11 protein-coding genes are annotated in these 10,988 nt (G+C 76.1%); 5 read left to right on the forward strand and 6 right to left on the reverse strand.

From position 1 onward, the window contains the following. Both CBZ_RS12785 and hemE read right to left on the reverse strand, forming a co-directional pair. Positions 1-702 (reverse strand): protoporphyrinogen/coproporphyrinogen oxidase (locus tag CBZ_RS12785; RefSeq protein ID WP_373862177.1); only part of this gene is annotated, 702 nt, incomplete at its 3' end. Positions 703-754: 52 nt separating this feature from the next. After that, a complete protein-coding gene (gene hemE / locus CBZ_RS12790) occupies positions 755-1,819 on the reverse strand; it encodes a uroporphyrinogen decarboxylase (protein ID WP_130781916.1) in 1,065 nt (354 codons plus the stop codon). A 45-nt stretch (positions 1,820-1,864) separates the two neighbouring features. Between hemE and CBZ_RS12795 the strand changes: the two genes are divergently transcribed. Further along, a complete protein-coding gene (locus CBZ_RS12795; protein ID WP_246013346.1) occupies positions 1,865-3,151 on the forward strand; it encodes a glutamyl-tRNA reductase in 1,287 nt (428 codons plus the stop codon). A gap of 117 nt (positions 3,152-3,268) precedes the next feature. On the opposite strand, the gene CBZ_RS12800 is transcribed toward CBZ_RS12795, so the two are convergent. From CBZ_RS12800 to CBZ_RS12810, 3 genes are all read right to left on the reverse strand, one after another. Next, complete coding sequence (locus tag CBZ_RS12800; RefSeq protein ID WP_246013348.1) at positions 3,269-4,120, reverse strand: UCP033725 family protein; 852 nt, start codon at positions 4,118-4,120, stop codon at positions 3,269-3,271. Between the two features lie 444 nt (positions 4,121-4,564). Then, complete coding sequence (purB, locus tag CBZ_RS12805; protein ID WP_130781919.1) at positions 4,565-6,022, reverse strand: adenylosuccinate lyase; 1,458 nt, start codon at positions 6,020-6,022, stop codon at positions 4,565-4,567. Between the two features lie 8 nt (positions 6,023-6,030). Next, positions 6,031-6,342 (reverse strand): CBU_0592 family membrane protein, encoded by a 312-nt coding sequence (locus CBZ_RS12810; protein WP_174768672.1) that lies wholly within the window; start codon positions 6,340-6,342, stop codon positions 6,031-6,033. A 155-nt stretch (positions 6,343-6,497) separates the two neighbouring features. Here CBZ_RS12810 and CBZ_RS12815 point away from each other — a divergent pair, with 155 nt between their 5' ends. Then, the gene (locus CBZ_RS12815; RefSeq protein ID WP_130781920.1) at positions 6,498-7,406 is read left to right on the forward strand and encodes a LysR family transcriptional regulator; all 909 of its coding nucleotides are present in this window, start codon (positions 6,498-6,500) and stop codon (positions 7,404-7,406) included. Positions 7,407-7,410: 4 nt separating this feature from the next. Here the strand turns inward: CBZ_RS12815 and CBZ_RS12820 are convergent, their stop codons facing one another. Continuing rightward, positions 7,411-8,376, reverse strand: a complete 966-nt coding sequence (locus CBZ_RS12820; protein WP_218022765.1) for an EamA family transporter — start codon at positions 8,374-8,376, stop codon at positions 7,411-7,413. A gap of 134 nt (positions 8,377-8,510) precedes the next feature. On the opposite strand from CBZ_RS12820, the gene CBZ_RS12825 reads away from it, so the two are divergent. Genes CBZ_RS12825 through CBZ_RS12835 form a run of 3 tightly spaced genes read left to right on the forward strand, consistent with a single transcriptional unit; the run spans position 8,511 to position 10,938 of the window. Next, positions 8,511-9,221 carry a DUF4129 domain-containing protein gene (locus tag CBZ_RS12825; RefSeq protein ID WP_165446762.1) on the forward strand — a complete coding sequence of 237 codons (711 nt, stop codon included), beginning with the start codon at positions 8,511-8,513 and terminating at the stop codon, positions 9,219-9,221. After that, the gene (locus tag CBZ_RS12830) at positions 9,218-9,928 is read left to right on the forward strand and encodes a hypothetical protein (protein WP_130781922.1); all 711 of its coding nucleotides are present in this window, start codon (positions 9,218-9,220) and stop codon (positions 9,926-9,928) included. The genes CBZ_RS12825 and CBZ_RS12830 overlap by 4 nt, the downstream gene beginning before the upstream one ends. Beyond that, complete coding sequence (locus CBZ_RS12835; RefSeq protein ID WP_130781923.1) at positions 9,925-10,938, forward strand: AAA family ATPase; 1,014 nt, start codon at positions 9,925-9,927, stop codon at positions 10,936-10,938. The genes CBZ_RS12830 and CBZ_RS12835 overlap by 4 nt, the downstream gene beginning before the upstream one ends. Positions 10,939-10,988 lie beyond the last annotated feature (50 nt).

Below are 10,988 nucleotides of genomic sequence, written 5' to 3' on the forward strand. Positions count from 1 at the left end.
GCCCTGGACGGCCGACCCCGCGGGCGCGGCGGCGCGCAGCGACCGCACGGCCCGCGCGAGCGAGCCCTTCGCGTCGCGCAGGGCGGCGGGGAGCCCGGGGGAGACGGCGCCGACGGCCAGGTCGTCGGGGTCGGCCGCGTGCACGCCGCCCACGACGGGACGCACCAACCGGTCGAGCACGCGCGCGCCGAGCCGGGCCCGCACGAGCGCGCCGAGCGTCGTCGCACCGGACCCGACGCGGGCCGGCAGGACGAGGTCGAGCGACGCGCGTAGGGCCCCGACCAGCCCGATCGTGCGGCGGACGTCCGGCGCCCACGGGTCCGCGGGGATGCCCAGCAGCCCGGTCCGGGGCAGCGGCCCGTCGCCCGACGGCAGGTGCACCCACGAGCCGTGCCCGGCGGGTCCGCACACGCGGTCGGCGAGGCCCAGGTCGGCGAGGTACGCGGCGACGGTGCCGCCGCGGGTCGCGAACGACTCGGCGCCCGCGTCGAGGCGCAGCCCGGCGACGGTGTGCCCGCGGACCGCCCCACCGGGGGCGTCGCGCCCCTCGAGGACGACCGTGCGGAGCCCGGCGCGCGCGAGCTCACGAGCGGCCACGAGGCCCGCGACACCGCCCCCGACGACCACGGCGTCAGGTGCGTGCGGAGCGGCGGACGAGATGCCGTCCGCGTCCGGTGCGGTGTCGCTGCGCGGCGACGTCACCCTCGCCCCGGAACCTGCGTCTGGCCGCCGCACGCCGTGCCCCGCACCCGGCTCAGAGCGAGTGGACGAGCGTGACCACGCGGGTCAGGACGTCGGGATCCGTCTCCGGCGGGACGCCGTGGCCGAGGTTGACGACGTGGCCGGGGGCCTGCGCGCCGCGCTCGACGACGTCGCGCACGTGCGCCTCCAGCACCGGCCACGGTGCGGCGAGCAGTGCCGGGTCGATGTTGCCCTGCAGCGGCGTGGAACCGCCCAGCCGGCGGTTCGCCTCGTCCAGCGGCAGGCGGTAGTCGACCCCCACGACGTCGGCGCCGACGTCCCGCATCGCGGCGAGGATCTCGCTCGTGCCGGTGCCGAAGTGCACCTTGCGCACGTCGAGGTCGGCCACGGCGGCCAGGGCCCGGGCCGACGCGGGCGCGACGTGCGCGGTGTAGTCCGCGAGGCCGAGCGACCCCGCCCACGAGTCGAAGAGCTGCGCGGCGCTCGCCCCCGCGAGCACCTGGGCCCGCAGGAACGCACCCGTGACCTCCGCCGCCCACGACGTGAGGTCCGTCCAGGTCTGCGGGTCGGCGTGCATGAGCGTGCGCGCGGCCAGGTGGTCGCGCGACGGCCCGCCCTCGACCAGGTACGCGGCGAGCGTGAACGGCGCACCCGCGAAGCCGATGAGCGGCGTGCTGCCGAGCGCCGCGACCGTGCGGGCGACACCCTCGCTGACCGGGGCGAGCCGCTCCGGCGTCAGGGGGCCCAGGTCGCGCAGCCGGGCGACGTCCGCCGCCGTGCGCACGGGCGCGCCCATGACCGGGCCGACGCCCGGCTTGATCTCGACGTCGACCCCGGCGAGGCGCAGCGGCACCACGATGTCGGAGAAGAAGATCGCGGCGTCCACGTCGTGCCGGCGCACCGGCTGCAGCGTGATCTCGCTCGCCATCTCCGGGTCGAGGCACGCGTCGAGCATCGCGGTGCCCGCTCGCAGCGCGCGGTACTCGGGCAGGGACCGTCCGGCCTGGCGCATGAACCACACGGGGCGCCGCGACGGGCGCTCCCCGGAATACGCGCGCACCAGCGGAGAATTCGCGGTACGGCCGTCGACGAGCGGATGTGTGACGGGAAGAGGCACCCGTCGATTGTGCCCGACAAATGTCGGGATGATTCAATCGGGACCGTGGTGCTGCTGTCCCTGGTCGCCAGTCACCACGACCTCGACCTCGCCGTGCTCGAGCGTCTCTCGTCGGACGTGCACGCCGTGGGTCGTGAGCTCGTGCGCGCGTCCTCCCCCGTCACCGGTGCCGTCGTTCTCGCGACGTGCAACCGGTTCGAGCTGTACCTGGAGGTCGACGACGCCGACCAGACGCCCGCCGCGCTCGCGGCCGCGTCGCAGGCCGTCGCCACCCGGTCCGGGTACGCCCCCGACGAGGTCATGACGCACCTGCGACCCCTCACGGGCAACGCCGCCGGCGAGCACCTGTTCGCCGTCGCGAGCGGCCTGGAGTCGATGGTCGTGGGGGAGCGGGAGATCGCCGGGCAGGTCCGCCGGGCGCTGACGACCGCACGCCGCGACGGCACGACGACGTCCGCGCTGGAGTCGCTGTTCCAGGCGGCGTCGCGCGTGTCCCGCGCGGTCGAGGCCGAGACCGGTCTGGGGTCCGCCGGGCGGTCCGTCGTCGGGGTCGCGCTCGACATCGCCGAGCGGGGCCTCGTGCCGTGGTCCGAGGTGAGCTGCGTGCTCGTCGGGACCGGCTCGTATGCGGGCGCGTCGCTCGCGGCGCTCAAGGCCCGCGGCTGCACCGACGTCCGCGTCTTCTCCCCGAGCGGGCGGGCCGGGCAGTTCGCCGCCGCGCGCGGGGTGCGCGCCCTGCCGGCGTCCGCCGACCTCGCCACCGAGCTGGCCGGCGTCGACCTCGTCGTCGCGTGCAGCGGCGCCGCCGGTGCGGTCCTGCAGGTCGACGCGCTCGCGGGCGCGCGCTCGCGGGTCGGTGAGGCACGGCCCCTGACGGTCGTCGACCTCGCGCTGCGGCACGACGTCGACCCCGGCGTCCGGCACCTGCCCGGCGTGCGACTGGTGAGTCTGCACACCGTCGCCGAGCACGCCCCGGCCGAGCACGCCGCCGTCGTGTCCGCGCGGCAGATCGTCGTCGACGCGGCCGAGGCCTACGAGGCCGAGCAGCGGGTGCGCGAGTGGAACCCCGCGGTCGTCGCGCAGCGGACCCGTGTCCTCGGCGGGCTGGAGGCGGCGTTCGCGGCGATGCCGGAGGACGCGCGCGACGAGCGGGCCGAGCGCGCGCTGCGCCGGCGCACCCGGGCCCTGCTGCACGCGCCGACCGTCCGGGCCCGCGAGGCCGCCCGGGCGGGGGACGCCGTGTCGTACGGCGAGGCGCTCGCGGAGCTCGCGGCGGTCGCGGTGCCGACCGTGCCGGTGCCGACGGTCGAGGTGTCGTCGCCCGCACGCTGACGGCGTGGCCGGCTGGAAAGAGGTGCGTGCCGGGCCTGGACGGGGGGGAGGGCCAGGCCCGGCACGCGTTCGGGAGGGATCACGGCGTGGTCGTCGCGCCCTCGGTCTGGGTGGTCGTCAGTAGCTCACCGTGTGCCGCTGGGCGGCCGGGCCGGGGGCCCAGGTGTGCGGGACGACCTGGTTGGTCTGGATGTCGGTGAGCTCGGCGGCGTACACGATGCCCTCGTAGACGCCGGCCTCGACCTGCTCGAGGTGCAGGCGCTCGGCGCGCTCGATGTCGTCGCCGAGGTGGGAGATGCGGGCCACGACGTAGCGCTGCGCGTCCTGCCACTGGTCGACGACGCGGACGGACAGGCCGTTCCAGCGGGCGGTGAGGTCGAGCTCGAACAGCTCGGAGACGTCCTCGCGGGCGACGCGGCGGTACCAGCGACCCGAGGGGGCCTGGTGGAAGCCGGTCTCGGCGAGCGGCGGGTTGGCGAGCGCGAGGACCACGGTGTGGCCGCCGTCGACGACGTCCGCCTCGAGGTACGCGCCGTGCCACTTGGCGACCGGGCCGACGCAGCGTGAGAGCGATGCCAGGGCCGGACGTCGGGCGCCGAGCTGCGTCACGGTCCAGCCGGTGCCGACGTCGCCGTAGCGGGCGAGGAGGGTCGCCGTGCCGTCGTCGTAGACCCGGATGAGCTCCGCGCCCGGGGGGATGCGGGAGTGCCGGAGCCACCACAGCGGGAGGATGTAGCCGGGGACGTCGCGGTACTGGAGCTGGGGCGAGGACTCGAACCGCAGGATGTCGATGGAACGGTCCCACGGGCTGAAGGGCGAGCCCTCGTAGCCGAGGCCGTGGACCTCGAAGAGCTGGGCGGGCGTCGTCGCGAAGGCGACGTCCTCGGCTCTGACGACGTAGCCGGCCACACGGTCGTGCCCGGCGGTCAGGATCGCGCGGGTGAGCGCTGGTGTGATCGCCTTCTGCATCAGGGTCACGGAGGGGCATCCTTGCCGAGAAGGGGAGGAACCGGAAGAACCAGACGGATTGGTGCACGATTGTGCAGCGCTTCGCGGTCACCTGTCCAGGTCGGTTCACCCATTGGTGTGATTTCGCAGGTCAGACCCGGTGGGAACGTTCCCGGTCGAAGCGGTTCGACCCGGCGGGACGGCCGAGAGATCGCGTCGAACCGATACGAACGCATCGAGTCCTGCGGCTTCGTCGGTAAGCGCATCCCTCGACATCGATGTCGACGCCCCGCCCGACATCGATGTCGAGAACGTTCACCACGACCCACCCGAGCGCGCGCGCCTACGCAGGCGCGGATAGCAGCGTGCTCACCTGCCGGACGCGGCGGCGCGGGCGTCCCGGGGGCGCGGGGGACCGTCGTCGCCCCGACCCGTCCGGGCGCGGGCAGGCCGCGCCCACGACCGTCAGCGGTCGAGGTACTCCACGAGCTCCGCCGCGAGGCCCGTGTACGACGCCGGGGACAGCCCCTGCAGCCGCTCCGCGACGTCACCCGGCAGGCCCAGCCCGCCGATGAACTCGCGCATGTCCTCCGCCGTCAGGCGACGCCCCCGCGTGAGCTCCTTGAGCCGCTCGTACGGGTTCTCCATGCCGGTGACGCCCGCGACCGACGCCGCCCGCATCGCCGACTGCACGGGCTCGCCGAGGACCTCCCAGTTCTCGTCGAGCTCGCGCGCCAGCAGGGCCGCGTCGACGTCGAGCGCCCGCAGGCCGCGACGCACGTTGTCGATCGCGAGCAGCGAGTGCCCGAACGCCGGGCCGATGTTGCGCTGCGTCGTCGAGTCGGTGAGGTCGCGCTGCAGGCGGCTCGTCACGAGCGTCGACGACAGGGTGTCGAGCAGCGCGCTCGACAGCTCGAGGTTCGCCTCGGCGTTCTCGAACCGGATCGGGTTGACCTTGTGCGGCATCGTCGACGAGCCCGTCGCGCCCGCCACCGGGATCTGGATGAAGACCCCGCGCGAGATGTACGTCCAGACGTCCGTCGCGAGGTTGTGCAGGACGCGGTTGAACCGCGCGACGTCGGCGTACAGCTCCGCCTGCCAGTCGTGCGACTCGATCTGCGTCGTCAGCGGGTTCCACGTCAGGCCCAGGTGCTCGACGAACGTCCGGCTCACGACCGGCCAGTCCGCGCCCGGCACCGCCACGACGTGCGCCCCGTACGTGCCGGTCGCGCCGTTGATCTTGCCGAGGAACTCGTCGCCCGCGACCCGCCGGAGCTGACGCCGCAGCCGGTGCGCCAGCACGGCGAGCTCCTTGCCGAGCGTCGTGGGCGTGGCCGGCTGGCCGTGCGTGAGGGCCAGCAGCGGCTGGTCCTTGTGCTCGTGCGCGAGGGCCGCGACCTCGTCCGTGAGCTCGGTCGCGGCGGGCAGCCAGACGTCCTGCACCGCGCCGCGCACCATGAGCGCGTACGACAGGTTGTTGACGTCCTCGCTGGTGCACGCGAAGTGCACGAGCTCGCTCACCGCGGGCAGCACGGTGTCCGGGCCGAGCGCGGCGGGCGCGTCGGCGAGGCGCTTCTTGAGGAAGTACTCGACGGCCTTCACGTCGTGCACGGTCACGCGCTCGATCTCCGCGAGCTCGGCGACCTCCGCGGCACCGAACGTCGCCACGACGTCCCGCAGGTACTGCTCCTCCGCGGGGCTCAGGGTCGGCGCGCCCGGCACGACCGCGTGGCGCGTCAGGTGGATCAGCCACTCGACCTCGACGTGCACCCGCTCGCGGTTGAGCGCCGCCTCCGAGAGGTGGTCGACCAGCGGCGCGACCGCGGAGCGGTACCGGCCGTCCAGCGGGCCGAGGGCGATCGACGGCGTCACGTCGGCCAGACGGACGCGCGCGGGCGTGGCGGTGGCGTCGGGGGAGGACATGGCGCCCATCATCCCAGAGCGGTCGTGGCCCCCGTCGGTGCGTCCACGTGCTCGGCGGCGAAGGCGCGGGCACGGGTGCGGCGGGCGCGGAGCAGGACCGTCACGGCGTGCAGGGCGACCGCGGCCCACACGATGTTGGTGACGACCGACGGCCAGACGCCGCTGCTGGCGGCGACGGTGCCGAGCATGAGGCCGCTGACGACGTTGGCGGCCTGGTAGCGCCCGGAGGTGGGCGACCAGCGGCCGCGGGTGACGAGGATGTAGGCGGTGAGGCACAGGGCCGCGCCGACCCAGCCGAGCGCGGTGACGAACGCGGACACGAGCATGCTCCAGGCAGGACAGGAAGGGGTGAGGGGCCGTCGTCGCCGGGGGGCCGGTGTCGTGCGGTGGGTCCAGTCTGACCGGCCACCGGGTTCAGCACAATCGAACGGAACTACGCTGAGGGTGTAGCCGAAGTGAATGAGGATGAACCTCCGTGTGCACAGATCCCCGCCGCCTCGCCGTGCTGCTCGCCGTGCACCGCGCGGGCGGCGTCCTGGCCGCCGCCGACCTGCTGCGGGTGACGCCGTCGGCCGTGTCCCAGCAGATCGCGCGGCTGGAGGCCGAGGAGGGCGTCGCCGTGCTCGACCGCGGACCGCGCGGCGCCACGCTCACCGCCGCCGGGCGGATCCTCGCGGACGCGGCCGAGCGGATCGAGGGCGAGCTCGTCGAGGCCCGCAAGGCGCTCGCGGCGCTCGGCGGCGAGCTCGCGGGCCGGGTCACCGTCGCCGGGTTCCAGACGGCCATCCGCGCGGTCGTCACCCCCGCGCTCGGGCTGCTCGCCGAGCGGCACCCGGGCGTCGAGGTCGTCGTCGAGGAGCGCGACCCCGACGACGCGCTGCGCCGCCTGCGCGCGGGTGACGCCGACGTCGTCCTGCTGGAGCGCGACGAGGACGCCGACCCGCACACGCCGCGGGGCCAGCGGGACGTCGTCCTGCTCGAGGAGCCGTGGCGGCTCGTGCTGCCCCCCGCGGTCGCGGCCCCCGGGCAGCTCTCCGACCTCGCGTCCGCGACGTGGCTGGAGTCCGAGCCCGGCACCGCCGCCGCGCGCGCGCTCGGGCGGGTCGCCGCCCTCGTCGGGCCGCTGTCGACCCGGCACGTCTACTACGACTTCGACGTCGCCCTCGCGCTCGTCGCCGCAGGTCAGGGAGTCGGGATGCTGCCCGCGCTCGCGCTGCAGGGCGAGCTGCCCGACGGCGTGACCGTCGCGACCGTGCCGGGGCTGGGGTCGCGGCGCCTGGTCGCCCGGCACCGCGCCACCCGGCACGAGCCGCGGCCGACGGTCGCGGCGGTCGTCGACGAGCTGCTCGTCGCCGCCGGTGCGCTCGACCTGTCGCAGGTGTAGCGGCCTACGGCGCGACCGTGTCCGGCAGGACCGCGTCGGTCGCGGCGGGACGTCGGCGGGCCGTCTCCGCCAGGACGACACCGCTCAGCACCACGGCCCCGCCGACGAGCTGCACCGCCGTCATCGCCTCGCCCAGGAACACCCACGCGGACGCCGACGCGGCGACGGGCTCGACCATCCCGAGCAGGCCCGCGCGCGCCGGACCGAGCGAGCGGATGCCCACGAGGAACAGCAGGTACGGCACGACCGTGCCCAGCACGACGATCCACGCGACCAGCGCCCACAGCGGGGGAGCGACCCCGCCCGGGACGTCGACCGCGAGGCCCAGCGTGTCGTACGGGTACGTCCACACGGGCTGCAGGACGACCCAGAACAGCGCCGCGAACGCCATCGTCCACGCGTGCGTCGACAGCGGGTCGCGCGTCGACAGCATGCGGTCGCCCAGCAGGTAGTACGCCGCGAGCGACACCGCGGCGGCCGCCGCGAACAGCAGCCCGACGACGTCGAGCACCGCGCCCTCGCCGACCTGCGCGACCAGCGCGAGGCCGCTCAGGCACGCGAGCAGCGCCCACCACACGCGCGCGTGCACGGCCTCCTTCAGCACGAACCGCGCCCACAGCGCGACGAGCAGCGGCGCCGTGTACTCGATCAGCAGGGCGATCCCGACGGGCAGCCGCGCGATCGCGCTCAGGTAGAACCACTGCACCAGCGCGACCCCGACGACGCCGAGCACGGCGAGCGACACGACCTCGCGCCGGTCCCGCAGCCGCAGGCGTCCCGCACCGACGACGAGCACCGCCGCGACCAGCACCACCGCCGACCCGACGCAGCGGATCTCCACCAGCCGCGTCGGCGACAGGCCGGCCTGCATCGCGAGCTTCGCGACCGTCCCGTTGACCGCGAACAGCAGCGCCCCGACGACGACGGCCAGCACACCGAGCGGCGCGGGCAGGCGATGCGGCTGGGACACCCGGGCACGCTATCCCGCCCCCCGGTCGGCGGCGCGGACGTCCGGACCGGTGCCGACCGGTCAGTACCCTGACCTGCACGGAGCCGCCCGCGTCGTCGTCGGGCGCCGTGACCACCGGACCGAGGGGAGCGACCGTGCCGTCGAGCCGTCCCCCCGCGGCCGTGCTCGGCGTCGCGGCGCTCGCGGTCGTCGCCGTCCTCGGCGCCGCCGTCGCCGGGCCGTGGCAGGTCACCGGTCGCGCGACCGGCTGGGCCGGGCTGCCCGTGCCGTCGATCCCGCCCGCACCCCCGCCGCCGCGCCCCGACCCACCGCCGCCCGACGGCGTCGCGACGGCCACCGGGCTGCCGGCGTGGTGGGTCGTGCTGCTCGGCGTCCTCGTCGCGCTGCTCGTCGCCCTGCTGGTCGTCGTCGGGCGGCGCCTGCTCCGGTCGGTGTGGGCGGCCCGCCAGGCTCCCGCCGACGAGGGCCTGCCGGCCGGCCTCGTGCTCGGGGGCGACGCGCAGGACGTCACGCGGGCGCTGCACGAGGCGAGCCGCGCCGCGGGCCGTCGGCTCGCGGAGGACCTGCCGCCCAACGACGCCGTCGTCGCCGCGTGGGTCGCGCTGGAACGCGCCGCGGCCGGCAGCGGGCTCACCCGCGACCCGAGCCAGACCGCCACCGAGCTCACCGTCGCCGTGCTCGACGCGACGCCCGCCGACCCCGCCGCGACGCGCACGCTGCTGCGCCTCTACCTGACGGCCCGGTTCAGCGAGCACCCCGTGACCGCCGACGACGTCGCCGCCGCGCGGGCCAGCCTCCGGGCCATCGAGGACGCGCTCGCCGGGGCGACGGCGGTGCGGTCGTGAGGTGGCGTCGCGCGGGCGGGACAGGCGGCGGCCTGGGGCGCCGTGCCCTCGCCGCGTTCGACGTCCGGCCGCTCGTCGCGCTCGTCGTCGCCGTGGTCGTCGCGTGGGCCGGCGGCTTCTCGACGTCGTCCGCGCTGCTGGTCGGGCTCGCCGTCGCCGCCGCGGTCGTCGTCCTCACCCGCATCGACGTCGCCGCCGAGCCCCGCGGCGACACCTCCCGGCCCGTCCGACGGCACGGCGCCCGCGGGGAGATCCAGGAGCTGACCTGGGCGATGGTCGGCCGCGACCGGCGCATCGGCGAGCGCGTCCTGCGTCGCGTGCGGGACGTCGGGGCCGTGCGCCTCGCCCGGCACGGCCTCGTGCTCGGGGCGCCCGACGACGACGCCGCGGTCCTCGCCCTCGTCGGGCCGCGCGCCCACGCGACGCTCACGCGGCGGTCGTCGCCGCTGCCGACTGTCGCGGACGTGCGGCACACGGTCGACGTGCTCTACGCGCTCGGCCCGCACCGCGCCGCTGACGTCGCGGTCGGGGCTGGTCCTGCCGGCGACGCTCGCCCTGCCGACGTCCGCCCTGCTGACGTCCGTCCCGCCGACGTCCGCCCTGCTGACGTCCGTCCCGCCGACGTCCGCCCTGCCGACGTTCGTCCCGCCGACGTCCGTCCCGCCGACCCTGCCCGCCCCACCGACCCCGGGAGCCCCCGCCGATGACCGCCGCACCCCTGCCCGTCCCCGACGTCGCCGCGCACGGCCGCGCGGTGCTCGACGAGGTCGCCACCGTCGTCGTCGGCATGCGCGACCCGCTGCGCACCGCGCTCGCCGCGATCCTCGCGGGCGGCCACGTGCTGTTCGAGGACGTCCCCGGGCTCGGCAAGACGCTCGCCGCCCGCAGCCTCGCGACGGCCCTCGGCCTGGAGTTCCGCCGCGTGCAGTGCACGCCCGACCTGCTGCCGTCGGACATCACCGGGTCGAGCGTGTTCGACCCCGCGACCACGACGTTCCAGTTCCGGCCCGGGCCCGTGTTCACGGGCCTGCTGCTCGCCGACGAGATCAACCGCACCGCCCCCAAGACGCAGTCCGCGCTGCTCGAGGCCATGGCCGAGCGGCAGGTCACCGTCGACGGGACGACGCACCGGCTCGACGACCCGTTCCACGTCGTCGCGACGTCGAACCCCGTCGAGTACGAGGGCACGTACCCCCTGCCGGAGGCGCAGCTCGACCGGTTCATGGTCCGCCTCGCGGTCGGCTACCCCGACGCGGACGCGGAGGTCGACGTCCTGACCCGCCGCCTCACGCGGCGCACCGAGGTCGGGATCGTCCGGACCGTCGTGGACGCCGCGACGCTGCTCGCGATGCAGGCGGGCGTCGAGGCCGTGACGGTCGACGCGGACGTCCTGCGCTACTGCGTCGACCTGGCCGCCGCCACCCGCGCGCACGACGCCGTCGAGGTCGGGGCGTCGCCGCGTGGGTCGCAGGCCCTGGTGCTCGTCGCACGGGCGCTCGCGGTCCTCGACGGCCGCGACTTCGTCGTCCCCGAGGACGTCAAGGCCGTCGCCGTGCCCGCCCTCGCGCACCGCCTGTCGCTGACGCCGCAGGCATGGGCGGCGGGGACCGCGCCGCAGCGGGTCGTCGCGGACGTCCTGTCGCGCGTGCCCGGCCCGACGACCGCGCGCCGCACGTCGGACGCGGCGGACGGGGTGGTGGGGGCGACGCGCCCGTGACCCGCCGCGTGCCGACCGCCGGGACCGCACCGACCCGCCGTCCCGTGGCG

The organism is Cellulomonas biazotea, from assembly GCF_004306155.1.
In the GTDB taxonomy this organism is placed as follows: Bacteria; Actinomycetota; Actinomycetes; order Actinomycetales; family Cellulomonadaceae; genus Cellulomonas; species Cellulomonas biazotea.